The organism is Novisyntrophococcus fermenticellae, from assembly GCF_018866245.1.
Taxonomy (GTDB): Bacteria; Bacillota; Clostridia; order Lachnospirales; family Lachnospiraceae; genus Novisyntrophococcus; species Novisyntrophococcus fermenticellae.
On sequence record NZ_CP076458.1, the window covers coordinates 717,436 to 743,795 of the forward strand.

At 42.2% G+C, this 26,360-nt stretch carries 24 protein-coding genes and 3 pseudogenes; all 27 read left to right on the forward strand.

The window, feature by feature from the left end:
• Window positions 1-196: 196 nt before the first annotated feature.
• The 27 genes and pseudogenes from KNL20_RS03220 to KNL20_RS03350 all read left to right on the forward strand — a co-directional run bounded on the left by KNL20_RS03220 (window position 197) and on the right by KNL20_RS03350 (window position 26,066).
• Complete coding sequence (locus KNL20_RS03220) at window positions 197-919, forward strand: CpsB/CapC family capsule biosynthesis tyrosine phosphatase (RefSeq protein ID WP_230399206.1); 723 nt, start codon at window positions 197-199, stop codon at window positions 917-919.
• A gap of 9 nt (window positions 920-928) precedes the next feature.
• Window positions 929-1,666: a YveK family protein gene (locus tag KNL20_RS03225; protein ID WP_230399207.1), complete on the forward strand. Its 738-nt coding sequence runs from the start codon at window positions 929-931 to the stop codon at window positions 1,664-1,666.
• Between the two features lie 14 nt (window positions 1,667-1,680).
• Window positions 1,681-2,409, forward strand: coding sequence for a polysaccharide biosynthesis tyrosine autokinase (locus KNL20_RS03230; RefSeq protein WP_329957494.1), 729 nt, complete (start codon window positions 1,681-1,683; stop codon window positions 2,407-2,409).
• Window positions 2,406-3,164: an immunoglobulin-like domain-containing protein gene (locus KNL20_RS03235; RefSeq protein ID WP_230399209.1), complete on the forward strand. Its 759-nt coding sequence runs from the start codon at window positions 2,406-2,408 to the stop codon at window positions 3,162-3,164. The genes KNL20_RS03230 and KNL20_RS03235 overlap by 4 nt, the downstream gene beginning before the upstream one ends.
• 79 nt (window positions 3,165-3,243) lie before the next feature.
• Entirely contained in the window at window positions 3,244-4,659 is a 1,416-nt protein-coding gene (locus tag KNL20_RS03240; RefSeq protein ID WP_230399210.1) for a sugar transferase, read from the forward strand.
• A 29-nt stretch (window positions 4,660-4,688) separates the two neighbouring features.
• Window positions 4,689-5,939 carry a nucleotide sugar dehydrogenase gene (locus tag KNL20_RS03245; protein WP_230399211.1) on the forward strand — a complete coding sequence of 417 codons (1,251 nt, stop codon included), beginning with the start codon at window positions 4,689-4,691 and terminating at the stop codon, window positions 5,937-5,939.
• A 92-nt stretch (window positions 5,940-6,031) separates the two neighbouring features.
• Window positions 6,032-7,168, forward strand: a complete 1,137-nt coding sequence (locus KNL20_RS03250; RefSeq protein ID WP_230399212.1) for a glycosyltransferase family 4 protein — start codon at window positions 6,032-6,034, stop codon at window positions 7,166-7,168.
• 12 nt (window positions 7,169-7,180) lie between these two features.
• Entirely contained in the window at window positions 7,181-8,011 is an 831-nt protein-coding gene (locus tag KNL20_RS03255; protein WP_230399213.1) for an acyltransferase family protein, read from the forward strand.
• Entirely contained in the window at window positions 8,008-8,169 is a 162-nt protein-coding gene (locus KNL20_RS03260) for a hypothetical protein (protein ID WP_230399214.1), read from the forward strand. Before KNL20_RS03255 ends, KNL20_RS03260 begins: the two co-directional genes overlap by 4 nt.
• A gap of 426 nt (window positions 8,170-8,595) precedes the next feature.
• A pseudogene (locus KNL20_RS16215) lies at window positions 8,596-9,795 on the forward strand (glycosyltransferase); the annotation flags it as partial.
• A 21-nt stretch (window positions 9,796-9,816) separates the two neighbouring features.
• A pseudogene (locus KNL20_RS16220) lies at window positions 9,817-10,317 on the forward strand (glycosyltransferase); the annotation flags it as partial.
• A gap of 24 nt (window positions 10,318-10,341) precedes the next feature.
• A complete protein-coding gene (locus KNL20_RS03275; RefSeq protein ID WP_230399215.1) occupies window positions 10,342-10,806 on the forward strand; it encodes an acyltransferase family protein in 465 nt (154 codons plus the stop codon).
• A gap of 274 nt (window positions 10,807-11,080) precedes the next feature.
• The gene (locus tag KNL20_RS03280) at window positions 11,081-12,262 is read left to right on the forward strand and encodes a radical SAM protein (RefSeq protein WP_230399216.1); all 1,182 of its coding nucleotides are present in this window, start codon (window positions 11,081-11,083) and stop codon (window positions 12,260-12,262) included.
• Window positions 12,262-12,843 (forward strand): acyltransferase family protein, encoded by a 582-nt coding sequence (locus KNL20_RS03285; protein ID WP_230399217.1) that lies wholly within the window; start codon window positions 12,262-12,264, stop codon window positions 12,841-12,843. The genes KNL20_RS03280 and KNL20_RS03285 overlap by 1 nt, the downstream gene beginning before the upstream one ends.
• A gap of 92 nt (window positions 12,844-12,935) precedes the next feature.
• A complete protein-coding gene (locus KNL20_RS03290; protein ID WP_230399218.1) occupies window positions 12,936-13,271 on the forward strand; it encodes a hypothetical protein in 336 nt (111 codons plus the stop codon).
• Window positions 13,272-13,309: 38 nt separating this feature from the next.
• Window positions 13,310-14,557 (forward strand): nucleotide sugar dehydrogenase, encoded by a 1,248-nt coding sequence (locus KNL20_RS03295; protein ID WP_230399219.1) that lies wholly within the window; start codon window positions 13,310-13,312, stop codon window positions 14,555-14,557.
• Between the two features lie 64 nt (window positions 14,558-14,621).
• The gene (locus KNL20_RS03300; RefSeq protein ID WP_230399220.1) at window positions 14,622-15,770 is read left to right on the forward strand and encodes a glycosyltransferase family 4 protein; all 1,149 of its coding nucleotides are present in this window, start codon (window positions 14,622-14,624) and stop codon (window positions 15,768-15,770) included.
• A 19-nt stretch (window positions 15,771-15,789) separates the two neighbouring features.
• Window positions 15,790-16,878 carry a glycosyltransferase family 2 protein gene (locus tag KNL20_RS03305; protein ID WP_230399221.1) on the forward strand — a complete coding sequence of 363 codons (1,089 nt, stop codon included), beginning with the start codon at window positions 15,790-15,792 and terminating at the stop codon, window positions 16,876-16,878.
• The gene (locus tag KNL20_RS03310) at window positions 16,829-17,893 is read left to right on the forward strand and encodes a polysaccharide pyruvyl transferase family protein (protein WP_230399222.1); all 1,065 of its coding nucleotides are present in this window, start codon (window positions 16,829-16,831) and stop codon (window positions 17,891-17,893) included. Before KNL20_RS03305 ends, KNL20_RS03310 begins: the two co-directional genes overlap by 50 nt.
• Before the next feature lie 33 nt (window positions 17,894-17,926).
• A complete protein-coding gene (locus KNL20_RS03315; RefSeq protein ID WP_230399223.1) occupies window positions 17,927-19,210 on the forward strand; it encodes a hypothetical protein in 1,284 nt (427 codons plus the stop codon).
• Window positions 19,200-20,621 (forward strand): lipopolysaccharide biosynthesis protein, encoded by a 1,422-nt coding sequence (locus KNL20_RS03320; RefSeq protein ID WP_230399224.1) that lies wholly within the window; start codon window positions 19,200-19,202, stop codon window positions 20,619-20,621. Before KNL20_RS03315 ends, KNL20_RS03320 begins: the two co-directional genes overlap by 11 nt.
• A gap of 28 nt (window positions 20,622-20,649) precedes the next feature.
• A complete protein-coding gene (locus KNL20_RS03325; RefSeq protein WP_230399225.1) occupies window positions 20,650-21,705 on the forward strand; it encodes a Coenzyme F420 hydrogenase/dehydrogenase, beta subunit C-terminal domain in 1,056 nt (351 codons plus the stop codon).
• Window positions 21,702-21,902, forward strand: a complete 201-nt coding sequence (locus KNL20_RS03330; RefSeq protein WP_230399226.1) for an NADH-quinone oxidoreductase subunit I — start codon at window positions 21,702-21,704, stop codon at window positions 21,900-21,902. The genes KNL20_RS03325 and KNL20_RS03330 overlap by 4 nt, the downstream gene beginning before the upstream one ends.
• A gap of 15 nt (window positions 21,903-21,917) precedes the next feature.
• Window positions 21,918-23,101: pseudogene (locus KNL20_RS16225) on the forward strand (phosphoglucosamine mutase).
• A 93-nt stretch (window positions 23,102-23,194) separates the two neighbouring features.
• The gene (gene glmS / locus KNL20_RS03340; RefSeq protein WP_230399227.1) at window positions 23,195-25,063 is read left to right on the forward strand and encodes a glutamine--fructose-6-phosphate transaminase (isomerizing); all 1,869 of its coding nucleotides are present in this window, start codon (window positions 23,195-23,197) and stop codon (window positions 25,061-25,063) included.
• A 27-nt stretch (window positions 25,064-25,090) separates the two neighbouring features.
• The gene (locus KNL20_RS03345; RefSeq protein WP_230399228.1) at window positions 25,091-25,369 is read left to right on the forward strand and encodes an acyltransferase family protein; all 279 of its coding nucleotides are present in this window, start codon (window positions 25,091-25,093) and stop codon (window positions 25,367-25,369) included.
• Between the two features lie 31 nt (window positions 25,370-25,400).
• Complete coding sequence (locus KNL20_RS03350; RefSeq protein WP_230399229.1) at window positions 25,401-26,066, forward strand: hypothetical protein; 666 nt, start codon at window positions 25,401-25,403, stop codon at window positions 26,064-26,066.
• Window positions 26,067-26,360 lie beyond the last annotated feature (294 nt).

The following is a 26,360-nucleotide window of genomic DNA, read 5'->3' on the forward strand; positions in this document are numbered from 1 at the left end:
ATACTAAAGTCAACAAACCTGATAAATGGTTATTTTTGCAAGAAAAATGTCAAAATTTACATTTTTAAATAAAAATCTTTCTGAATACTTTTAAATTCAAATTAAATTTTGAAAGGATTTAAAAAAAACATGCGATTTTTTGCTTAGGTTGTATATTTGCATGACAGAATCACGGTACATGATGTGAGGAGCGCTTATGAAAAATATATGTGATATACATTGCCACATTCTGCCTGAGGTGGATGATGGGGCAGGTTCGATGGAAGAAAGCTTAAAAATGTTAGAGATGGAGTTTGCCGATGGCGTAAGAAACATTATTCTGACGCCCCACTACCGCAAGGAGATGTTTGAAACGCCGGAAGAAAAGATAGCGCAGCAATTTCAGGCACTCCGGGCGGCGGCGAAGCAGATATTACCGGAGCTGCATCTTTATTTAGGCTGTGAGCTGCACACCAGCATGGATATGTTAGAAATCTTTCAATACAGAAAGCATCTGACACTTGCCGGTTCTTCCTTTGTTCTGACAGAATTCGGAAGCGGAGATACGAAGGCCTATATAAAGGAGCGCTGCTACAGTCTGCTTTCGAACGGCTATCAGCCGATTCTGGCACACGTAGAACGGTATTCCTGCATGGCAGGAGATCCGGAACTGGTGAACAGACTTCGGCAGATGGGCTGCATGATACAGGTGAATGCAGAAAGCATACTGGGAAAAGGAGGATGGGGCATAAAACGCTTCTGCAAAAAGCTGATGCAGGAGGATCTGCTGGATTTTGTGGGAAGTGACGCCCACGGAAGCACCAGACGGATTCCGCAGATGGGAACATGTGCGGATTACATAGAGAAAAAGATGGGCACAGAATACGCCATACATATTTTACGTGAGAACCCATCTATTATTTTAGGGAAGGAACTTTAGGAGAGCAGAATGGAAGTAAATCAACAGGACAGAGATGAAATCGAAATCAATTTAGTGGAACTTATCAGAGAGCTGTGGAGTAAGAAGGGAATTATCTTTTTATCTGCAGCTATATTAGGTTTGGCGGTTATACTTTTCAACAAATTGATGGTCACACCACAGTATGAATCCACGACAAAGCTATATGTCCTGGCAAAGCAGGACGGCGTCAATGTGACGAACGGAGACCTGCAGGCAAGCACGCTGCTCACCAAGGACTACGCTGAACTCATCAGGAGCCGTAAGGTCAGCGAAACGGTCATCAATAATCTGGGACTGAACATGAATTCCGAAACTCTGTTGGGCAAGATGAGTGTGGCGGCACAGCCCGACACCCGTATCGTGACAATCAAGGTCACGGATAAAGATCCTTATCTTGCCTGCCAGCTTGCAGACGCTGTGAGGAATGTGGCGGCACAGCATATCCAGAATGTCATGAGCATCGAGGCTGTCAATGTGGCGGAGGAAGCCAATATCCCGGAACATCCGGTAGGGCCGAGAACCAAGAGAAATGGAGTCATGGGTGCCTTGCTGGGCGGAGTCGCTGCCGCGGCAGTGGTTTTGGTCGTCTATCTGATGAATGATACAATTAAAACCAGCGAAGATGTTGAAAGGTATCTGGGATTAAGCACGCTTGGAACAATACCGGTTTCAGAAGAAGAGCACAAAGGTACGAAGAAAAAGAATAAGAAAGTACGCAGAAAATAATGGAGGAAACAGTTGTGAACCAGGTAACAGTAAAGAATGAGACGATGGGATATCAGATATCAGAGGCCTATAAATCGCTGCGTACCAATTTTCAATTCTGCGGTGAAGACAAGAAAGTCATTGCCATCACAAGCTGTACGATGAATGAGGGAAAGAGCAGCATCAGTATGCAGCTCGCTGTCTCCCTGGCAGAAAGTGGAAAACATGTACTGTTGATTGATGCCGACCTCAGAAAATCTGTGTTGATGGGAAGAACCAAGGTAAGCCAGAAAGGAATTATGGGGCTGACACATTTCCTGACGGGACAGTGCACCATCCAGGAGACAATCTGTGCTACGAGTGTTAAAAATTTTCACCTTATATACTCGGGACCATTTCCGCCGAACCCGGCCGAGCTCTTGGGCGGAAAATATTTCAAAAGCTTAATTGAAGCCATTAGAAATGTGTATGACTATGTGATTATCGACACACCGCCTCTTGGAAGCGTCATTGACAGTGCCATTATAGCAGAAATCTGCGATGGAGCCATCATGGTAATCGAGTCAGGCGTCATCAGTTACCGCTTTGCCCAGGAGGTAAAAAAACAGCTGGAAAAAAGCAATTGCCCGATTCTTGGTGTGGTCCTGAATAAAGTCGATATGCACAAACAGAGTTATGAGAAGTATCATGGAAGATATTACGGAAGACATTACGGAAAGTATCAAGGCAAGTATGAGGAAAAATCAGAGGAGAGTAAGGAATGAGAAAAGGTATTTCGGCAGTTATGCTGATTCTTTGCATTCTACTTGGGACAGGTGTGGTTGTTGTATATATTACAGGAGACAGACAGGGTCCCCGGATTACGATTCCGGATGCTGACATGACCTATGTGGAGGGAACGGATACCGGTACCCTGCTCGAAGGTGTACAGGCAGTCGACCAGAAAGACGGAGATGTAAGCGATTCACTTATGATTGAATACATCCTGCCGGATGTGAATCAGACGAAGGCATCTGTGGTCTATGCAGCAAGGGACAAGAAGAACAATGTGACGAAAAAGTCCAGAATCGTAGAATATCAGGCCAATGGTGCAGCCACTTCTGAATCGGATGTAGAAAATCAGGAGACTCCGCAGCCAGAGGCTCCGGCAGCTGAAACGAGTGGAGAAGGAAACCCGGAAGAACCTGCGGATTCTTCCACAGAAACTTTCGCCCCGGTAACCTCGTCCGATGGAGAGACGGCCAATGAAGAGGCGATTGCTGCTTTACCGGCAGGAAGCCCCAGGTTCTATCTGACAGAATATGAATCGACCCTTCCGGTCGGAAGCACCTTTTATGCACTGAGCTATGTAAAAGAAATTCAGGATGATAAAGACAGTAAAGAGAAATTGTACCGCGATATACAGATTAAGGGCGAGGTAAACAGCAGCACAGCCGGAACTTATGAAGTACATTATCATGTCGTGGACAGTGACGGGAACAATTCCAACACGGCCGTTTTGAAGGTAACGGTACAGTAGCAGTACATTTTGCCATATAGCTCGAGATGCGCTTATCCCGCAGCTGAATCGGTATCAAAATGAAGGGGACGATTTGTGAATGTACAGGAAATTTAGTAGTGGTTGGATGAAGCACTGTGATTTCATACTATTTGACATCGTATGTGCAGAACTCTCCTATCTGTTAGCAATCCTTATACGTAACGGCATGGGAGGGATTGAATATGGTATTTACCAGAATGCGGCTCTGTTGCTGCTTCCGCTTGAATTTATAGTGGGTATCTTTTTCTCCAGTTATAAAAATATCCTGCGCCGGGGTTATCTGAAAGAACTAAAAGCAGTGTTCTTCCATACCAGCGAGGTATGGGCCGGATTTCTTATGATTATCTACCTGCTCAGAATTACACAAAAATTCTCAAGAACCGTATTTCTGGTGGCATGGACATTACATATAGTGTTCAGCTACATGGTCAGAGTATTTTGGAAAGGTTTTCTCAAAAAGAAATTTCAGGAGAATGGAAATCGGGCACTTGTCATCGTCACTTCCAGCCAGCTGGCTACGAAGACAGTGGAAATTATCCGGGAGAACAATACATATGGTCTGAAAATCATGGGACTGATTATTCTGGATAAGAACTGTGAAGGAGATTATTATGCCGGGACACCCGTTGTTGCCTGTAAGGAGAATGCAGAGGAATATCTGTGCAGAAACTGGGTGGATGAGATATTTGTTAATCTTCAGGAATATCTGAGTTCTCCCAAAGACTTAATTGAAGCGTGTGAGCTTATGGGGATTACGGTACATCTGCGGGTGGCAAGGATTGATGAATTAAAATCAACCCGGAAAATCGTCCAAAATCTGGCAGGTTACACCGTCATTACCAACACGGTTAATACCATGGACAGCCGTCAGGCAAGCCTGAAACGCCTGATCGACATCTGTGGAGGACTGGCAGGCACGGTATGTACCTTTCTTATCTGCCTCTTTATCGGCCCTATTATTTTTTTTAAGTCTCCGGGACCAATCTTTTATACGCAGATACGAATCGGTAAGAACGGACGTACCTTTAAGATCTATAAATTCCGAAGCATGTATATGGACGCCGACCAGCGTAAGAAGGAACTGATGGAACAAAACCAAGTAAAAGACGGAATGATGTTCAAGATAGAAAATGATCCCAGAATCATCAAAGGAATCGGACATTTCATACGGAACCACAGTCTGGATGAATTTCCACAGTTCATCAATGTATTAAAAGGTGAGATGAGCATGGTCGGGACAAGACCGCCGACCGTGGATGAATGGGTCAGATATTCTCCAAGTCATCGGATACGGATGTCTGCCAAGCCGGGAATCACCGGGATGTGGCAGGTGAGCGGCAGGAGCGGCATCACGAACTTTGAAGACGTTGTAAAGTTAGACGAGTCCTATATCAGGGAATGGAGTTTTGCGCTGGATTTTAAGATTATCTTTAAGACAATCAGAGGAATGTTTTCCGGGGACGGAGCGGCGTAGAACAGGAGTTGGAGAAAGAGGGAGAGAGAATGGATAAGCAGTATCGTATAGCAGTGGCCGGAACGGGCTATGTCGGGTTGTCGATTGCAGTATTGCTGGCGCAGCATCATATCGTGACGGCGGTTGATATTATCGAATCAAAGGTGAAACTTGTTAACAACCAAAAATCTCCGATACAGGATGAATACATAGAAAAGTATCTGGCAGAAAAACCGCTGCATCTGACCGCAACGCTGGATGCAAAGGCAGCATACAGTGATGCGGACTTTGTTGTAATTGCAGCTCCTACGAATTATGACTCCACTACACAGCATTTTGATACCACAGCAGTTGAAACAGCCATCAAACAGGTTATATCATATAATCCGAATGCGATGATTGTCATTAAATCTACGATACCGGTTGGGTATACAGAGAGTATCAGAGAAAAGACAGGCAGTAAGAACATCCTTTTTAGCCCGGAGTTCCTTCGGGAGAGCAAAGCCCTTTACGACAACCTGTATCCGAGCCGTATCATCGTCGGCACACGTATGGAAGATGAGCGTTTAGTAGAGGCTGCACATACATTCGCAGCATTGCTTCAGGAAGGGGCTATTAAGGAAGAGATTGATACCCTTTTCATGGGATTTACTGAAGCGGAGGCAGTTAAGCTGTTTGCCAATACCTATCTGGCGTTGCGGGTTTCCTATTTCAATGAGCTGGATACTTATGCGGAGATGAAAGGGTTGAATACACAACAGATTATCGAGGGTGTATGCCTGGATCCGCGTATTGGAAGTCATTATAACAATCCATCTTTCGGTTATGGCGGATACTGTTTGCCGAAGGATACAAAACAGTTGCTGGCGAATTATGCGGATGTACCTGAGAACCTGATCGAAGCAATCGTCGAATCCAACAGAACACGTAAAGAATTTATTGCAGACCGCGTTTTGAAAATGGCGGGCTATTACGATTACGATGAAGATACAGAATACCGCAGCAGTATGGAAAAACAGGTTGTGGTCGGTGTCTATCGTCTGACGATGAAGAGCAACAGTGATAACTTCCGCCAGAGCTCCATTCAAGGGGTTATGAAACGTGTAAAAGCGAAAGGAGCAACGGTGATTATCTACGAACCAACACTTGAGGATGGCGGCACATTCTTTGGCAGTGAAGTGGTGAATGATTTGAATGAATTTAAGAAGAAGTGTGATGCGATTATAGCGAATCGTTATGATAGTTGTTTGGAGGATGTGGAGGGGAAGGTTTATACAAGGGATATATTTCAGAGGGATTAAATTCGATTTGGAGATATGTGAAATGGATTAGATTTCAATTTAGAGGCTTGATACGAAATAAATTTACAAACAAAGGCAATGGATGGAGCAGGATGGAATTGGAGAAGAAACTAAAGGTAGGGATGTTCGGCCACAAACGTGTGCCTTCCAGAGAGGGAGGCATTGAAATCGTTGTGGAGGAACTTGCGAAACGGATGGTGAGAGATGGTCACCAGGTCACTTGCTATAACAGGGCAGGCCATCACGTTAGTGGGGCAGAATATGACGCTGAAATAAAAAGTGAATATGAGGGAATCCGTCTGAAAACAGTTCCTACTATTGAGAGGAAAGGGCTGGCGGCAGTTTCTTCCTCATTCTTTTCGGTATTGTGCTGCGCTTTTGGAAAATATGATGTGGTACATATCCATGCGGAGGGTCCGGCGCTGTTTTGTTGGATTCCGAAGTTGTTTGGAAAAAGAGTAGTGTGTACTGTTCACGGGATTGATTGGCGGCGTGAAAAGTGGCAATTTGGCATTGGCTCTAAAATAATCCGATTGGGCGAAAAGAATGCTGTCAGATATGCGGATGAAATCATAGTTCTAAGCAAAGGCGTACAGGATTATTTCAAACAAACCTACGGGCGTAAAACACGATTTATTCCTAATGGTGTGAACAGACCGAAAATCAGACCGGCAAAATTAATTACAGAGAAATTGGGGCTTGAAAAAGATTCTTATATATTATTTCTTGGCCGCCTTGTGCCGGAAAAAGGAGTTCAGTACCTGATTGAGGCATACAAGCATGTGGATACCGACAAGAAACTTGTGATTGCCGGTGGTAGTTCTGATACGAATACTTTCACACAGGAATTAAAAGAACTTGCAAAGGACGACGACAGGATTATTTTCACAGGATTTGTACAGGGGCAGACTCTGGATGAACTGTATAGTAATGCGTATGTGTACTGCTTGCCATCTGATTTGGAAGGAATGCCTTTAAGTTTATTAGAGGCAATGAGTTATGGAAATTGCTGCTTAACTTCTGATATAGCTGAATGTACAGAAGTGGTAGAAGACAAGGCATTGATTTTTAGAAAGTCGGATATAGAAGACTTGAAAGAAAAGCTGCAGTTTGCCTGTGATCATCCTGAAGAAGTACAGAAATTGAAAGATGGAGCAGCTAATTTTATCTGCCGGAAGTACAACTGGGATGATGTGGTGAAGCAGACGCTGAAATTATATAGAAAGTAATAGAGAGAAGTAATGGAAAAGAAACACTATGGTGCGATTGGTGGATTGAGGATGATTGCTGCATTTGGCATTGTAATGATGTATGTAAGAGCGAATTCAAATTATGAAATATCAGGTTACGTGTATAACACAATTATTTCGTCATTTACAAACTTTGTGTTTCTCTTCATGACTGTTTCGGCATTTGGAATGTGCTGCGGTTACTACGATAAGGTACTTAACAATAAAGTAGATTGGCAGGATTTTTACGGAAAGCGTTTTAAGAAAATCCTCCCATTTTTTGGAGTTCTTGTACTGCTTGATATTGTTATGTCACCGTCAGCAGGAGCTTTGTGTGAGGCATTTGCCGATTTGACGTTGCTGTTTGGCTTCCTGCCTGATGCGGGGAATATTACAGTAATCGGTGTCGGGTGGTTTCTTGGACTGGTATTTGTATTTTATCTAATATTTCCGTTTTTCTGTGTACTTTTGGCAAATAAAAGACGGGCGTGGATTACATTCGCGGCCAGCTTAGTTTATAACCTTGTGTGTTCAAATTATTTTGCGGTTGGCCGAACAAATATTTTGTATAGTGTCTGCTTTTTTGTTGCAGGCGGCCTGATTTATTTATATCGGGATAAAATTTCAAAGTGGAATCAGTGGATTGCACTCGGAGCTGCCGGATGCGCGGCTGTACTCTACTATGTTGTTGGCGAAAATGCAGCAATGTGTTTGCTGGTATCCAGCACCGTGTTAATTTGTGCAATTATTAATCGGGGGGGGTACTGGAGAACAGGGTTACAAAGTTCTTCAGCGGCATCAGTATGGAGCTCTATCTCTCACACATGGTTATATTCCGTGTGATTGAGAAATCAGGTATCAATTGGATGTTTGGAAATGGATGGCTGCAATATGCGGTTACGGTCGTGGCTGTGCTGACGGGAGCGACTGTGTTTGCGGTTGTTATGCAGAGGATATTTGGTTTGGTTAAGAAAAAAGTAAGTGTGAGAAGTATCGGTTAGATAAATTGATAAACACATGAATTGGGAAAATAGCGGCTGGAAATAAGCTGCTTGAGCATAGAAAAGAAACATAGCATTTATGAAAAGAGTAACTGAAAGACATTAGAACAAGAGGAAGATTAAGATGCGGATATTAATGATTAACAATCTCCTCTATCCCAACAAAGGTAGTGAGATGTACATAGTGAAAAAGCCTTAAAAATGGCGTATTTACGGCATTTTTTGAGAGATGGATGGGGTCGTGAGAGGTGCTTTTATCTCGGAACCTTCATTTGGTAACAGCAGATGATTTTATCATAAGGACTTTTAGTATCACTACCTGCGTTTGGATAGAGCACTCTGGTTTATGAGTAATACATCGGAAGTGTTTTATCCGAATGGGGGATATGAAACAAAGGAAAATCACAGCACGAAAAAGGAAAAATTATGCGTATTATCGAAATAAATAAATTTTTATTCCCAAACGGCGGATCAGAGACGTACATATTTAAGCTAGGTGAGGCACTGGAGCAGCATGGACACGAGGTTCAGTACTTCGGTATGGACCACAAGGGCCGCTGCGTTGGCAACCGGGTCAATGCTTACACGTCTGATATGGATTTCCACGGAGGGTCGAAACTGAGCAAGCTGACCTACCCAATCAAGACAATCTACAGCAAAGAAGCACGGGTGCAGTTGCGGAAAGTGCTGGACGACTTCCAGCCAGATGTCTGTCACCTGAATAATTTTAACTACCAGCTGACGCCTTCCGTGATTCTGGAAATCGTGAAGTGGCGCAAGGAGACTGGGCATAAGTGCAAGATCGTCTTTACGGCGCATGACTATCAGCTGGTCTGCCCGAACCATCAATTAAAGAACCCTATTACACATGAGAACTGTGAGAAGTGCCTTGGCGGTCATTTCGTGAACTGTGCGAAAGGCAAATGTGTTCACGGCTCTACTGCGAAGTCTATCGTGGGCATGATGGAAGCAGAATTTTGGAAATGGAATGGTGTCTACAAGTATATTGACAAAATCATTTGCTGCTCGGAGTTCCTGAAAACGAAGATGGACACCAATCCATTGTTTGCGACTAAAACTATTGCGATGCACAACTTTGTGGAAAAAGTGGAGCCTAAAGAAGTTGAGAACCAGGACTATGTTCTGTACTTCGGCCGTTTCTCTGAGGAAAAGGGCATCAACACACTGGTTGAAACCTGCAATCTGTTACCAGATATTCAGTTTATCTTTGCTGGTTCCGGTCCACTGGAAGACAGGGTCAATCAGCTGAAAAATGTTAAGAATGTTGGTTTCCAGACTGGTGACGCACTGGACAAACTGATTCGGGAAGCAAAGTTTTCCATCTGCCCTTCGGAGGTATACGAGAACTGCCCATTCTCCGTTATGGAGAGTCAGCAGCGCGGGACTCCGGTCATCGGTGCAAGCATTGGTGGTATTCCTGAATTGATCACCGATGGCGTGGATGGACGACTGTTCACAAGCCGGGATTCCAAGCAATTGGCAGATATCATTAAAGAACTTTGGAACAATCCGGTAGAAACTGATAACTACGCAAAGGCGTGTCTAAACCTTGAACGAGATGACCTGGAGGCATACTGCAATAAGCTCATCCCGATTTATCTGGGGGGGGTAATCCTCTGTAAGTATCAGCGGGTGGATTATGCGCTGTACTTTGGTCGCTTTTCCGAGGAGAAAGGTATTGGCACGCTCATCAAAGTCTGCAAGGAACTGCCGAATGTGCAGTTCATCTTCGCCGGCACTGGTCCGCTAGAGGACAGCATTAAGGGTGTTAAGAACATCAAGAACGTCGGCTTCCAGAAGGGCGAAGCACTGGAAGAGCTCATCCGTGAGGCACGGTTCTCCATCTACCCGTCAGAGTGGTACGAGAACTGTCCGTTCTCCGTGATGGAATCCCAGATGTATGGCACGCCGGTGCTGGGAGCGAACATCGGAGGCATCCCGGAACTGATTCAGCTAGGCAAGACCGGCGAGTTATTTGAGAGTGGTAATGTGGAGGATCTGAAAAAGAAGATCCAGAAGCTCTGGTGGGATAAGAAGCTGTGTCAGCAGTATAGCGAGAACTGTAAGGACATCAGCTTCGATACCATCGATGAGTATTACGAGAAAATTATGAAGGTGTATCAGTAAGACTGGTATGTGAGGAGAGAACTTGTGGCTACAAAAGCGGATCGATATGAGGGAATAGACGGCTTAAAGGCGTATGCCATTATTGGCATCGCACTGATGCAAGTCCTCGCAAATGGAGAATATGGAATAGGAGGATTTGTGTTTGAGTGGCTTATTCCGTCTTTCACAAACCTCGTTTTCCTTTTTATGATGGTCAGTGGCTTTGGTATGTGCTGTGGCTATTACCAGAAAATTGTTGACCAGAAGATAAGTGTAGAGGACTTCTATAAGAAGCGGTACATCAAAATCTGGCCATACTTTGCACTGCTTTGTGCACTGGACTTTGTGATTTCGCCGAGTAAGGAATCCTTGTTTGAAATTTTCGCAAATTTAACTTTGTGTCAGGGACTTCTGCCGAATGCGAAGATTTCTGTCATCGGTGTGAGTGGACACTGGCCGTTATTTTTGTGTTCTATATGCTTTTCCCGTTCTTCTGCATTGCAGCACTAATTTATACCCTCGGATGCAATCGGGGGGGGGGGACTGGTCAATCCAGTTGCCAAGTTTCTCGGTGGTATCTGCTTCGAGATTTACCTGTGCCACATGGTAATTTATCGTGTGCTTGAGAAGTTGCACCTCATTCATCTATTTGGAAACGGTCTGCTGGCATATATCTTCACAGCTATTGCAGTAATTTGTGGTTCAGTTGTGTTTTCGGTATGTGCCAAGTGGTTCTTAAATAAAATCGAAACATTCTTAAAAGAGAGAGTTAGGAGAGTTAATCATGTCTGAAGAAAAGAAGTTAAATGGTACGGTCATCGTTACTTATCGTTGCAACGCTCGTTGCTCCATGTGTAACCGTTATAAGGCACCTTCCAAGCCGGAAGAAGAAATCAGCATCGAAACCATCAAGAAGTTGCCGAAGATGTACTTCACCAATATCACCGGCGGTGAACCGTTCATCCGCACCGACTTGAAGGATATTGTGCGTGAGCTGTACAAGAAGTCTGACCGCATCGTTATTTCGACCAACGGCTTCTTCACCGACCGCATCGTTGACCTGTGCAAGGAGTTTCCGCAGATCGGTATTCGTATTTCCATCGAGGGTCTGGAGCAGACCAACAACGAGATCCGTGGCTTGCAGAACGGCTACCAGCGTGGTTACGGTACGCTGAAAAAACTGCGCGAGATGGGCATGAAGGACGTTGGCTTCGGTATGACCGTTCAGGACAAAAACGCTCCTGATTTGGTTCCTCTCTACAAAATCTCTGACGAGATGGGCATGGAGTTTGCTACGGCTTCTCTGCACAACAGCTTCTACTTTGTTGAGGCGAAGAACATTATCCATGACCGTCCGATGGTTGCTAAGAATTTCGAGAATCTTGTCAATGAACTGCTCCGCAGCAATAGCCCGAAGAAGTGGTTCCGTGCTTACTTTAATCACGGCCTGATCAACTATATCTACGGCCAGAAACGTCTGCTGCCTTGCGACATGAGCTTTGATACTTTCTTTATTGATCCGTATGGCTATGTCATGCCTTGTAATGGTACCAAGGATAAAGAAGTCATGGGCAACCTGAACAACCAGACATGGGATGAGTTGTGGAATAGTCCGGAAGCAGAAAAGGTTCGTGCAAAGGTTCGCTGCTGCGACCGTGATTGCTGGATGATTGGTTCTGTTTCTCCGGCTATGCATAAGTATATCTGGAAACCAGCCACTTGGGTTCTGGTCCATAAGTTTAAGGCTCTGTTCACCAAACATCCGTACAACATGTACGAGTTGAAGATTTGCCGTGACTACCGTGATGGCAAAGTTACCAAAGAAGAACTGGACAAGTGCAGCACCTGCGATATGAACTGCGTGATCAACAACGGTCTGAGTGAGGCGTCTAAGGAGCAGCTGAAGCATAAGACTGGCGAAGAAATCGTGGATGCTGATATCGCACAGCAGATGGAGACGAAGTAATGAGTGAAAAGACAGCGGCAAGAACAAGAGAAAAATGGGTTGATGATGTGAAAGTTATCGCCTGTATATTGGTTGTATTGGGGCATTTCTTTCAGAGCATGACAAAGGCAAATATTCTTCCAGAGAGTGATTTGTACGAGTGGTTCAACACAACAATCTACTACTTCCATGTGCCGCTGTTCTTCATTTGTAGCGGATACCTGTATCAGAAATACAGTCAGGTTAACAGTGTTGGTAGTTGGTGTAAGAATGTGATGAAGAAGGCGTTAGCACTCGGTGTGCCCTATGTGACTTTTACGACTGCTACGTGGGTACTGAAAAAGGTATTCTCAAGTAGCGTTAATGACCAGATTGGTGGTCTCGGCGACACACTATTCCTTCACCCGACTGCTCCGTACTGGTATTTGTATGCACTGCTCTTTATCTTCTTTATCACGCCGACGTTTAGCAATGCGAAGGCAGCGGCAGTGGGACTGATAGTTGCATTGGCTGCCAAAGTCCTGATTTTAACGGGGGGGGGTACAGCGTTTACGCAGTATCGACAGTTCTCTCAAACGAAATCTGGTTTGTGCTCGGTATGAGTATTTGTGTGTTTAATGTGCAGATACGAGGAAAGAAGTTACAGGGAACAGTATTTGGTTTGTTGTTCTTTTTGTTGAGCGTAGCGGTGTATATGGCTGATATTCAGAATTTGGTACTGTCATTTGAGCTTGGATTGGTGGCTTGTGCTGCGGTGATTCTTTTGATAGCTGACTATGAAAGAAAAAGTGGTAAAGTCATGGGATTCCTTGCAAAATACACCATGCCGATTTTCTTGCTGCACACATTGTTTGCAGCACCGCTGAGGTCTGTTCTGCTGAAGATTGGCATTACAAATGCTGAGGTTCATGTGGTGCTGGGACTTGGAATCAGCTTTGCAGGTCCGATTATAGCTGCATGGATTATGAAGAAAACAAAGTGGCTGGAGTTCTTTTTGTATCCAAATAAAATTATAAAGCATTATGTTTGAATGCAATGAATGTGGCTCTGTTGTTATGGAGGATAACTATGAAAAATTATAAAATCGCTGTGGCCGGAACTGGTTATGTGGGGTTGTCAATCGCTACACTGCTTTCCCAGCATCATCAGGTGACAGCTGTGGATATTATTTCGGAAAAAGTGGAATTGATTAACAATCGCAAATCTCCGATTCAGGATGATTACATTGAAAAATATCTAGTAGAAAAAGATTTGAATTTGACTGCAACACTAGATGCGAAGGCAGCATATTCGGATGCGGATTTTGTTGTAATTGCTGCCCCTACCAACTATGACAGCCATACACAGCATTTTGATACATCCGCTGTCGAAGCTGTGATTAAACTGGTTATGGAATATAACCCGACTGCGATCATGGTCATCAAGTCTACGATTCCTGTGGGCTATACCGCAAGCGTGCGTGAGAAGTTTAACAGCAAGAACATCATCTTCAGCCCGGAGTTCCTGCGTGAATCCAAGGCTCTATATGACAACCTGTATCCGAGTCGCATCATCGTTGGTACTGACCTGAACGATGAGCGTCTAGTTGAGGCTGCTCATGAGTTCGCTGGTCTGCTGCAGGAAGGTGCTATCAAGGAGAATATCGACACTCTGTTCATGGGCTTCACCGAGGCAGAGGCAGTTAAACTGTTCGCCAACACATATTTGGCACTGCGTGTTGCTTACTTCAATGAGTTGGATACATACGCAGAGAGCAAGGGTCTGAACACTCAGCAGATCATCGATGGTGTTTGCCTTGATCCTCGTATCGGCAGCCACTACAACAATCCGTCCTTCGGCTATGGCGGCTACTGCCTGCCGAAAGATACCAAGCAGCTGCTGGCGAACTACGCCGATGTGCCGGAAAACTTGATTGAAGCTATTGTCGAGAGCAACAGAACAAGAAAAGACTTCATCGCTGACCGTGTTCTGAAACTGGCTGGCTACTACGGCTATGACGAGGACAACGAATACGATGAAAAGCAGGAAAAGCCTGTGACTATCGGTGTGTATCGTCTGACCATGAAATCCAATTCTGATAACTTCCGCCAGAGCTCCATTCAGGGCGTTATGAAGCGCATCAAGGCCAAGGGAGCAACGGTGGTCATCTATGAGCCGACCCTGAAAGACGGCGATACTTTCTTCGGCAGCGTTGTGGTCAATGATCTGGCTAAGTTCAAGGAAATGAGCAACGCCATCATCGCAAATCGCTATGACAGGTGCTTGGATGATGTGAAAGAAAAAGTATATACAAGAGACTTGTTCGGTAGAGACTGAGAAAATAGTAATAGTGCTGTTCGGAAGGTTTCCGAAAACGAGTTAGTATAATGAAGGGAATACCATGAGAATACTAATCATTAGAAGCTATCCTAGCTATATGGATGTTGAAAGAAATACATATAATATACAAGAAGTCGGTCTTGCGAAGGCACTTGTCAGAAAAGGGCACATTTGTGATATTGTTTTTTGGACGGACAAAGAAGAAAAAAATATCACAATCACAGTTGAAGGTTATGGAAATGTAAATGTCTTTTATCGCCATGGAAAGACTGCATTGAAAAACACGGTATATACTAATTGTGCAGAATTATTTAAGCATTATGATATATTACAAACAGCTGAATATAATCAAATGCAATCGTGGCTGCTAGCTAAACAATATCCTAAAAAAACCATCATATACCACGGTCCATATTATTCGCACTTTAACAAACGATATAATACGATGTGCTCAGTTTTTGATATGTTCTTTTTGAAAAGATATTTAAAATTGGGAACGCATTTTATCACCAAAAGTAAAATGGCCCAAGAATTCCTAGAGAATAAAGGAATTAAGAGAGCTAATATTGGAACAGTTGGAGTCGGCATGGATACACAGATGCTATCAAACTCCAAAGAAGTGTGTACAGAACCACTATTTTTGACGATGCGTCAAGATGAAAATTTGAAGCTTCTATATATAGGAAGATTTGAAAAACGGAGAAATATACATTTTATTTTGGATGTCTTTTCGAAAGTCATAAATAAGAAAATGAATGCCACGCTGTATATGATAGGAACAGGAGACAAGGATTATATAGAAGATTGTTGGAAGTATGCAGAAAGCAAAAATATTAAGAACCACATAGTATACCAAGAAAAAATGGAACAAAAATATTTGGCTGGAGTGTACGGTTTGGCGGACATCTTTTTACTTCCGACTGAATATGAAATTTTTGGTATGGTATTACTAGAGGCTATGTATTACCACTCAGTTGTGCTAACAACACTTAATGGCGGATCAAGCACTCTGATTGATAATGGCAAAAACGGATTTGTTCTAACGTTGAATAATGCAAATGACTGGGCAGATTGTATCGAAAAAATTTCGAGAGATAAAAATACGGCGATGAATATTTGTGGTCTGGCATCTCATAAAATCCAAGAAGGTTTTACATGGGATAAGCTGGCAGATCGATTCATTGAACAGTATAATAAAGTCTTGCAGTAATAAGAGATGGAGTGGAAAAGTGGAAAAGGTTACGGTTGTTGTACCTGTATATAATGCAGAAAAATATTTAGCAGAATGTCTTGAAAGTATTCAAAAACAAACATATACCAGCATTGAAATAATACTTGTAGATGATGGGTCAAAGGATAGTAGCCCAACGTTATGTGACACATTACAAAAGGAAGATAATAGAATCAAAGTAATTCATAAAGTGAATGAAGGTGCAGGGAAAAGTAGAAATAAGGGCATTGAAGTGGCTACAGGCGACTACATTCTTTTTGTGGATAGTGACGATTATATTAAACCTAATCTTGTTGAAAAGTGTGTGAATGCTATTGCTGGAAATGATTCGGCGATGGTGATGTTTGGCGTACAACATACTGACGAAGTGGGAAAAGTAATTGGAGAAAAAATTCCTTATTCGGATAAATATATCTTCGAGGGAAAAGAAGTACAAGAAGAGTTTCTTCCGGAGATGATTTTTTCAGAGAACAAGAAGGTGCGAAACCTTGAAACGCCTGCTAGCATGGCTAATTTTTATTCACTGGGAATAATAAGAAAAATCGGATGGAGATTTGAGTCGGAAAGAGAATATATATCAGAAGATTTTTATTCGAGGCTGAAATTATATAGACATATAAATAAATTGGTAGTGCTGAATAAAGCTTTATATTGCTATCGACACGGACATGAGTCACTATCTTCATCTTCTCGATTAATGAATTATGAGATGATAAGAAAATATTACAATCAATGCGTGTCACTATGTGAAAAGAATAATTATAATGAAAACGTTTTGCGAAAAGTCAGTGAGCCTTATTTGTCTTTTACAATAACTTGCTTGAAATTAAAAGCAAGACAGAAGAAAAACATAGTTGCTAAAAAAATGGAGTTAAATGAGATTCTTAAAGATACTCAGCTGCATGAAGTATTAAAACAACGGAATCTAGATAATGAGAATAAAGCAAAACGGGTGCTGTATAGAGCAATTCTGGCCGATAATTATTTTTTGGCAAGGGTGTTAATTTATATGCAGGCATATAGGAGCAAGAGATTGGATGAAAGTAGGAATTTTAACATTTACAGAAGGATACAATTACGGCAATAAGCTTCAAAATTATGCTTTACTAACATATTTGCAGAATAACTTTCCATGCGAGGTTAAAACAGTAGATAATTGTGTCGCACAAGGAAGCAGATTTGAAAAAGCAAGAATTTTATTGACGTGGGCGTTTCCTTCTGCGAAGCACTATATGTATTGGAAGAGACTTTTAAGATTCAAATCGTTTAATAAAAAATATCTGAAATTTACATCTGAAAAACTGACATCAAACACTAAGAAATTTTCCGAGGTGGATTGTTTTGTGTGTGGAAGTGATCAAATCTGGAATCCACATTACTATAGTAATATTGATTTGTTAACGGGAAAATTGCCGGTACCTAAGAGAAGCATTTCGTATGCAGCAAGTTTTGGTGTAAATGAAATCCCGGATGAAAAGAAAGTGGCTTTTGCAAAGGCACTAGGCAATCTGGATGCAATTTCTGTTCGAGAAGAACAGGGATTGCATATCTGTAAGGAACTGGGGTTTGAAAATGGTAGAGTAAACATTGATCCTACTTTTTTGTTGTCAAAGGATGAATGGTTAAAAGTAATAAGGAAACCGGACAAGCAACTGCCGTCAAAATATGTTGTTACTTATTTTTTAGGAAGCATCAAAAACAATGTTGAATATAACATCGAAAATTATTGTAAGATAAATAACCTTGAACGGATTGACTTGAATTCAGTGACTGCCTTGAAATGGTTTGATATTACGCCGTTTGAGTTCCTTTATCTTATCAAGAATGCAGAGTTTGTTTTCACTGACTCGTTTCATGCATCGGTCTTTTCTATAATCTTCGGAAAGAATTTCTTGACTGCGGAAAGGACCTCGAAAAATAGTAATAAGATGAGTTCGCGAATAGATACTCTATTTTCGACTTTTTCTTGTGAAAACCACAGAATGATTGCATTTGATGGAAATATTGATAGCCTTAAAATGGATGAAGCAAAAGTAGAGAGTATTATTCAGCATGAAAAGGATAGAACGTATGAGTATTTCTCTAGTATTATTTTTCACTAAATGCAGTAGAAGTATAAGAAGGGAGGGAAGATTTTGAACGGAATACACCTATACATTAAAAGAAATCCATTGCCTGAAGAATTGTACCTCCAATTCATGCTCTTGCTGGGATTGCTTTTTGGGTATTTTGAAGTTACAGCCTTTTGGAACGCAGGAGTTATTCTATTGACTGGTTGGCTGTTGCTTGCATCTAATCGTATTCAAAAAATTATACGACAAAACGCAATGGCTGTACTTTTGTTATTTTGCTTGATATGTTTTATTGCGCTGAACATAATTTATATGGGAACAGGGGCATACCTATCATATAATCTAATACAGATTGTAAGACCGATAATAATCCTTTGTGGGATTTTTTATATTAGTCAAGAAAAAAATGACATAATATATAATTTTCTATCAGGAAATTTTGGCCTACTTAATCTAATGTGGATTGTCAATTTATTTGTTTTGGGTCTGCAAGTCGCAGGAACAGGCTTCATGATTAAGGCAAGTTGGATGGCAACCAATAGTTTTTACACTGATAATTGTACAGGTTTGTTTGGCGGAAGTGCTACCCATGTAGTGATGCTATTTACGATATTTATTACAATTTACAATTTGGAGTTTGGAATCAAGCGGTTTAGCATCGGATGGAAGAAGAAGGGATTTTGTGCCTATGTTTTTGGAACGTTGGGACTAATGCTTTTATTTTCTACCCTAAATGATAATACAGCAATGTTTATTTTTGTGCCAATATTTCTTGTTTGGTATTATCTGCATAAATTGAGAATTGTTGATACGACACTTTTCAATAAAATCTTTGATATTTTAAAATATGTTATTTTGGCAATCCTACTGCTGTTTGTACTGCAATTCATTCCTGGAGTATCGGATTTTATAAATACAACAGTAATGGATAAGATTGACGGTGTAATTAATTTTGAAGATACTAATGGACTTGGAAGCGTTGAGAGATTGGCTATCGCAAGTGATGCGCTGAATCGTGGCTTTGGTTGGAAACTGGGTCAAGGATTAGGAGCATGGAATATTATGGGTGGAAGGTATGCAGGCTTTTTGCATTTTGGCCTGAGTTCTGTCGGATCTTTTATCTATTTGATGGGAATATGGGGGTATCTAATTATAACGGTAGTTTATGCATATCTCATGTCGCACATGCGTAGTGAAGGTGCAAAATTATCATTCATAATTACTTTTGCGATGGTCAATTTATTGTGCTTTTATACAATGTTTTTGACTGCAACACACGCAATCGTGTGGTCGATTTTTATTTTCTTAATGCTTAACAGCGTTGGAATGGAGAAACATGGACAATAAGCAAATAAAACAAAATAACAAAGCGTTATTAACCGGAACAATAGTATACGCCATAGGAAATTTGGGAACTAAAATCCTTACATTCTTAATTGTTCCTCTTTATACATACTATATCAGTACATCTGATATGGGAGACTATGACCTTTTAATTACAAGTGTTAGTTTATTAACTCCACTAATTAGCTTAAGGATTTCGGATGCAACCTATAATTGGATGATCAAACGAACAGCGAGTAATGAGATATGTATAAAAGCTACTTATAACTATTTGTTGAAAAGTTGTGCACTTGCAGTCATAATTATTGGTGTTGCAAGTCGCTTTATACATATTTGGAATGTAGGGTTGTTTTTGGCAATCATGGTTCTTGAACCTATATTGGAGACAACTCAAAAGATTTTGCGTGGGTTGAAAAATCAGAAACTGTTTGCGGCATCGGGAATTATTTATACAGGTATACTTGTTTCGCTTAATTTCCTTACGGTTTGTGTTTTGAAAATTGGCGTGACAAGTTTGCTTGTGAATACTGTTATCAGCCATATCATAAGCATTGCACTCATTTTCTGCTTGGAGAAGAGAATGAGATGCTTGACAGTAACAGTCAATAAATCCGAACTCCTGATTACTCAAAAAGAGATGCTGAAATACTCTATGCCCTTAGTGCCATCGACGCTTAGTTGGTGGGTGATGAGTGTGTCGGATAGATATGTAGTGCGTTTTTTCCTTGGTAGTTCTTTTAACGGCATATATGCAATTGCAACGAAGTTTCCATCTGTTCTTCAAACATTCTTTGTGCTGTTTAATAACGCATGGACAGATATGGTTTTGGCTAATTTACAGTCAAAAGAAGAAAACAGTAAATATGTATCTGACTTATTTGAAAAAATGTACATGTTTTCTTTTTCAGCTATTTTCTGCCTAATTCCAGTAACGAAGGTTATTACACAGGTTATATTGAGTACGGATTATAAGATCGGATCGATTTATATTGGTTTCCTATATTTAGGAGCAGTTTTTCAGGGATTTTCAACATTTGCAAGTGTTGGGTATCTTCAGAGTAAAAAAACAGCTAGAGCGGCAACGTCAAGTTTGGCGGGCGCAATAGTCAACTTACTTGTGGATTTTATATTGATAAAGGCTGTTGGCTTATTTGCGACAGCACTTTCGACTTATGCCGGTTTCTTAGTGATGTGGCTCGTTCGGATGTATGATATTAGAAAGGATTGGCCGATTGCGGTAAATATACCTAAATTTACAATAATGACGTTTGTGGCTACTATTATTGCAACCGTAACGATTTGGACAACAGTTGAAATTGACGCAATTATGACAGCGTTTTTTGGAGTCCTTTTTATTGCCTTAAATAAGAATTATATTACTGCAATTATCAAAAAGGTAAAACACAAGCGATAAATGAAGTGGAGAGGAGAAATAGTTACAAATGAATGCATTGAAGACTTATGCTTGCTATAATAAAAATAATGAGTTGAGAATGAGGAGTTCTTCAGGAGCTATTTTTTCTTCTCTGGCAGAGTGCGTATTTGAAAAGCATGGTGTCGTATATGGCGTAGCAATGTCAAGTGATTGTTATGCGGCTGAGCTTATTTCAGTCACAAATAAGAATGACTTGGATAAACTTCGAGGTTCAAAATATTTGCAAGCAAAAGTTGGTAATGCATTTAAAAATATAAAAAAAGATCTATTGTTAGGTAAAATCGTTCTGTTTACTGGAACAGGATGCCAAGTTAATGGTCTGAAAAAATATCTGGGTAAAGAATATGAAAACTTGATTTGTGTGGATGTTATTTGCCATGGTGCACCGTCGCCTGCATTGTGGAAAGAATATGCACAGTATCAGGAACAGAGAAATGGAGGAAAGCTGAAGAGCGTCAATTTCCGGTGTAAGGAAAATAGCTGGACCGATTTTGGGATGAAAGAGGTTCTTGAAGATACTTCAGAAGGAAAAGCCAAGAAATTATTTATATCTAAAGACGAAGATTTTTATATGCAGATGTTCTTGAAAAACTATTGCCTGAGACCATCTTGTTATGATTGTGTGGCAAAAAAGCAGAAAATGTCTGACTTAACGATTGCTGATTTCTGGGGAATCAATGATGTTGAACCAGAGATGAGTGATGGGCTTGGAACGTCATTGGTATTGATTCGCACAGTTAAAGGACAGAATATATTTAATCAGATCAGTATTAAGCTGAAATTAAAAGAAGTGTCTTATGAAGCTGGAGTGAAAAAGAACTCTGCAGAATTTAGATCGTGTACAAGACCATTGCAAAGAGATGCATTTTTTGATGATATGCGTAACTTAAACTTTGAAGAATTGGAAGAAAAATATTCTGCTCCAATAAAGCATTCATTGAAAGCGAAAATAAAAAACTTAATCAAGAGTATACTTCGGGTAATCCGGGGGGCAGAGAGAGTAATGCAGAATATGGATTACTCTTTGTGTTTCGTGTTTGATTGTAAGGAGGAGCATCATTGAAAGAGATACCAATATTATATAGCAGAAAAGAAGAATGCAGTGGGTGTACTGCCTGTTATGCGATTTGTCCACAAGAAGCTATTTCGATGATAGAGGACGAAGAAGGCTTCGAATATCCACACATTGATGAAAATAGGTGCGTTCGTTGCTATCAGTGTTTGAAGGTTTGTCCTTTTAAGATAGAGAATGAAGCATAAGAAAGGTAATAAAAAATGGGAAAGTATTTTGGAACGGATGGCTTCCGTGGCGAAGCCGGAATTACATTAATTGCAGACCATGCCTATAAGGTGGGTCGCTTCTTGGGCTGGTATTACAATGCTCTGCGTGAGCGCAACGGCGATACCGACCCTGCTCGTATCGTTATCGGCAAGGACACCCGTCGCAGCTCCTATATGTTCGAGTATAGCCTGGTTGCTGGTTTGACCGCTTCTGGTGCAGATGTCTATCTGCTCCACGTTACCACTACTCCGTCTGTGGCATACATCGCCCGAGTGGATGACTTCGACTGCGGCATCATGATCTCTGCCAGCCACAACCCGTACTACGATAACGGCATTAAGCTGATCGACTGTTATGGTGAAAAAATGCCGGAGGAAACTCTGCAACTGGTAGAGGATTATATTGACGGTAAACTTCATGTGTTCGATAAGGATTGGTCGGAACTGCCTTTTGCGCATCGTGAGCACATCGGCTGCACCGTGGACTATGTGGCAGGCCGTAACCCGAAGTTTGTTGTGGAGAAGGGCTTGGACATTGGTTTTGCCTACGATGGCGACGCTGACCGTTGCCTGTGCGTGGACGAGAAGGGCAATGTCATCACTGGTGACCATATCCTGTACATTTATGAATGCTACATGAAGGACGTGGTAAACTTCTGACCAATACTGTTGTTACCACTGTCATGTCCAACTTTGGCCGGTACAAGGCGTTTGACGAGCAGGGCATCGGTTACGCTAAGACTGCTGTCGGTGATAAGTATGTTTACGAGTACATGGCTAAGAACGGCTGCCGTATCGGTGGTGAGCAGAGCGGCCATATCATCTTCTCCAAGTACGCCAGCACCGGCGATGGTATCCTGATCAGCTTGAAGATGATGGAAGTCATGCTGGCAAAGAAAAAGCCTATGAGCGAGCTGGCAGCACCGCTGAAGATCTATTCGCAGGTTTTGGAGAATGTCCGTGTGACCGATAAGAAGGCTGCACAGAATGATCCTGCCGTGCAGGAAGCGGTGTCTAAGGTTGCTGAGGCACTGGGTGATACCGGCCATATTCTGGTTCGTGAGTCCGGCACGGAGCTGGTTGTGCGTGTTATGGCGGAAGCACCTGACCATGATACCTGCCAGAAGTATGTTGATGGAGTGGTCAACGTGATTTGCGAAAAGGGATATAAGGCGTAAAGTCAATGACGACTCTGGCATTACCCGGAGTCGTTTTACATAAGAGGGAAAGTATAATAGAGTAGAGAAGTAAATAACGGGAGGGATAAACCTATGTGTGGAATCGTTGGTTTTACAGGAAATAGACAAGCAGCACCGATTCTGTTGGACGGCCTGTCGAAACTGGAATATAGAGGATATGACTCGGCGGGACTGGCCGTCCGGGATGGAGAAAATCTGGCACAGGTTGTGAAAGCAAAAGGCCGCCTGTCCAATCTGATCAAGAAAACGGATAACGGAAATGCTCTGAAAGGAACCTGTGGTATCGGGCACACTCGCTGGGCAACACATGGTGAGCCGAGCCAGACGAATGCGCATCCGCACGTTTCCGGTAACTGCACCCGTTCTGGTTCTGGTGCAGTTGAATCAGAAGTTGTCGGTGTGCATAACGGTATCATTGAAAACTATACAGAGCTGAAGGAAAAGCTGCTGAAGCGCGGCTATACATTCTACAGCCAGACAGATACCGAAGTGGTCATCAAGTTAGTGGACTACTATTATAAAAAGTATAATCTCGGCCCTATCGATGCCATTGCCAAGACGATGGTTCGTGTCCGTGGCTCCTATGCTCTTGAGCTGATGTTCCGTGACTATCCGGGCGAAATCTGGGTGGCCCGTAAGGACAGCCCGATGATCATCGGTATTGCGGATGGTGAGACCTATGTGGCTTCGGATGTCCCTGCAATCCTGAAGTATACGAGAAATGTCTACTATATCGGGAACCTTGAGTTTGCAAAGCTGGTTCCGGGTGAGGCTCACTTCTATGACCTGAATGGCGATGAGATCGAGAAGCAGACCACAGAAATTAAGTGGGATGCAGAGGCAGCAGAAAAAGCAGGCTTCGAGCACTTCATGATGAAAGAGATCCATGAGCAGCCAAAAGCTGTTCAGGATACTATGAACTCTGTGATCAAGGACGGTGCAATCGACCTGTCCAGCGTGGAAATCACCGAGGATGAAATCAAGAACTTCGAGCAGATCTATATCGTTGCCTGCGGTTCTGCATGGCATGTAGGTATGGCTGCTCAGTATGTGCTGGAAGATATAGCAGATATCCCGGTGCGTGTGGAACTTGCATCTGAGTTCCGCTATCGCAAGATGCCGCTCAATCAGAATGCTCTGGTGATTGCTGTCAGCCAGTCTGGCGAGACAGCGGATACACTGGCAGCACTTCGGCTTGCAAAAGAGAAAGGTATCACCACGATGGCAATCGTCAATGTGGTGGGCAGCAGTATTGCTCGTGAAGCGGACAAGGTGTTCTACACACTCGCTGGCCCGGAAATCTCTGTTGCGACAACCAAGGCATACAGCGCACAGCTTGCAGCTATGTACTGCCTGGCTGTTCAGTTCGCAAAAATCAGAGGTAAAATTACGGACGAACAGTACAGTTACTATATTTCTGAACTGCTGACTCTCCCGGAAAAGATGCAGAAAGTCCTGGAAGACAAGGAGCGTATCCAGTGGTTTGCTGCGAAGTACGCCAATGCACATGACGTGTTCTTCGTGGGGCGTGGTATCGACTATGCAGTCTGCTTGGAAGGCAGTCTGAAGCTGAAAGAAATCAGCTATATCCACTCGGAAGCATATGCTGCGGGAGAACTGAAGCACGGAACCATCAGCCTGATCGAGCAGGGAACACTGGTCATCGGTGTGCTGACACAGAGTGAGCTGTACGAGAAAACTGTAAGTAATATGCTAGAGTGCAAGAGCCGTGGAGCCTACCTGATGGGTCTGACTATCTACGGAAAATACGAAATCGAGGATCAGGTGAACTTCACAGTTTATGTGCCAAAGGTGGATGAACACTTTGTTGGCAGCCTTGCAGTGATCCCGCTGCAGTTGCTGGGATACTATGTGTCTGTTGCAAAAGGTCTGGACGTGGATAAACCGAGAAACCTTGCGAAGAGTGTGACGGTGGAATAACGACTCTTGAATGTAGGAGAAAAATAAATGCCAACAGAGAATATCATAAGAAAAAGTCGAATGGATTATATAGATATATATATAGCATTTGGCATTATTTTGATGGTCATGGGGCATATTGGATTTGGCGGAAAGTTTGACCAGTTCATACATGCCTTTCATATGCCGATGTTTTTCTTTATATCAGGGTTCTTTTATAAAGAAAAACATATTGATGTGAAAAAGTGTGCTTTTGATAAAGCAAAAAAACTCCTGACGCCGTATTTTGTATTCGGGGGGGTGCTGCTTCCTTTGGTGTCTGAATAGTGGATTTTCAGCAGAACCATGGATGCACTTGTTGCTGATTAATACTACAGGGATTCCAATCGCTGGAGCAATCTGGTTCTTAACAGCATTGTTTTTCACAGATATAATTTATATGTTTCTTGTAAAACATAAAATAAAGTGGATCATTTTGCTGCTCGTAGTTGTTGGAAGTTATGCAGATCAAGTACTTCCGTATCCTCTGCCGTGGGCACTTAGCGCAGCATTTGTTGGATTGGGCTTGTATTGGATCGGAAACGAAACGGCGAAAAATCAAGACAAGCTGAAAGTAGTATTAAATATGCCGCTTTTATTATGTATAATATTGGGTATATTGGAAGTAAAGCTTATTCTGTCCAATGGCTATATAAATATGCGGGAAGGAACATACGCATTTGTTCCTCTTTTTTGGGTAAATGCGATTCTTTCAATTTTTGTCGGCATCTCACTATCAAAGAAAGTTGAGAATGCTATTAAGGGTACTAATGTGGCAAGCTGGTTGACTTCAATAGGAAGGGACTCAATCGTTTATCTGTGTTGTAATCAGCTGGTAATCAAAGCGGTGACAGTTGTATTTGGACACTTTATGGTGCTATCGGTGGACGAAAATATTCTTGTGCTGGTAGTAAGTATGATTATTCTATACATGCTGTCGGTACTGTTTACCAAAACGAGATTGAAGATACTTGTTGGCAAGTAAGAAGCAAGAAGAGGTGAAGAGACTGTTAAGTTACTGTATAAAGATTTTGAGCAAGATCCTCACAAACATCCTATGCTGGGCGGAGTGATGTACATCGGGATAATGCGATTGAAGAATAGACTGTCAAAATAAGCAAATCTGTGGTAGACACCAGTGTTAGCCCCAGCAAAACTGTATCAGATATTTATAAACAAAATACGGGAGCACAATAACTCCCAGTGCTGCTCGAAGCTTTGCACACCTCTTCGTGGTGAGCAGCAGGCAACAATAGTACTTGTGAATGAAATAAGTATA

Bases quoted from the DNA above. Each gene is read 5' to 3' on its own strand.
- KNL20_RS03240 (WP_230399210.1), top strand. From the start codon at position 3,244: ATGTACAGGAAATTTAGTAGTGGTTGGATGAAGCACTGTGATTTCATA.
- KNL20_RS03225 (WP_230399207.1), top strand. From the start codon at position 929: ATGGAAGTAAATCAACAGGACAGAGATGAAATCGAAATCAATTTAGTG.
- KNL20_RS03300 (WP_230399220.1), top strand. From the start codon at position 14,622: ATGAGAATACTAATCATTAGAAGCTATCCTAGCTATATGGATGTTGAA.
- glmS (WP_230399227.1), top strand. From the start codon at position 23,195: ATGTGTGGAATCGTTGGTTTTACAGGAAATAGACAAGCAGCACCGATT.
- KNL20_RS03220 (WP_230399206.1), top strand. From the start codon at position 197: ATGAAAAATATATGTGATATACATTGCCACATTCTGCCTGAGGTGGAT.
- KNL20_RS03290 (WP_230399218.1), top strand. From the start codon at position 12,936: ATGGCTGATATTCAGAATTTGGTACTGTCATTTGAGCTTGGATTGGTG.
- KNL20_RS03345 (WP_230399228.1), top strand. From the start codon at position 25,091: ATGCCAACAGAGAATATCATAAGAAAAAGTCGAATGGATTATATAGAT.
- KNL20_RS03250 (WP_230399212.1), top strand. From the start codon at position 6,032: ATGGAATTGGAGAAGAAACTAAAGGTAGGGATGTTCGGCCACAAACGT.
- KNL20_RS03320 (WP_230399224.1), top strand. From the start codon at position 19,200: ATGGACAATAAGCAAATAAAACAAAATAACAAAGCGTTATTAACCGGA.
- KNL20_RS03285 (WP_230399217.1), top strand. From the start codon at position 12,262: ATGAGTGAAAAGACAGCGGCAAGAACAAGAGAAAAATGGGTTGATGAT.
- KNL20_RS03255 (WP_230399213.1), top strand. From the start codon at position 7,181: ATGGAAAAGAAACACTATGGTGCGATTGGTGGATTGAGGATGATTGCT.
- KNL20_RS03280 (WP_230399216.1), top strand. From the start codon at position 11,081: ATGTCTGAAGAAAAGAAGTTAAATGGTACGGTCATCGTTACTTATCGT.
- KNL20_RS03235 (WP_230399209.1), top strand. From the start codon at position 2,406: ATGAGAAAAGGTATTTCGGCAGTTATGCTGATTCTTTGCATTCTACTT.
- KNL20_RS03295 (WP_230399219.1), top strand. From the start codon at position 13,310: ATGAAAAATTATAAAATCGCTGTGGCCGGAACTGGTTATGTGGGGTTG.
- KNL20_RS03245 (WP_230399211.1), top strand. From the start codon at position 4,689: ATGGATAAGCAGTATCGTATAGCAGTGGCCGGAACGGGCTATGTCGGG.
- KNL20_RS03325 (WP_230399225.1), top strand. From the start codon at position 20,650: ATGAATGCATTGAAGACTTATGCTTGCTATAATAAAAATAATGAGTTG.
- KNL20_RS03310 (WP_230399222.1), top strand. From the start codon at position 16,829: ATGAAAGTAGGAATTTTAACATTTACAGAAGGATACAATTACGGCAAT.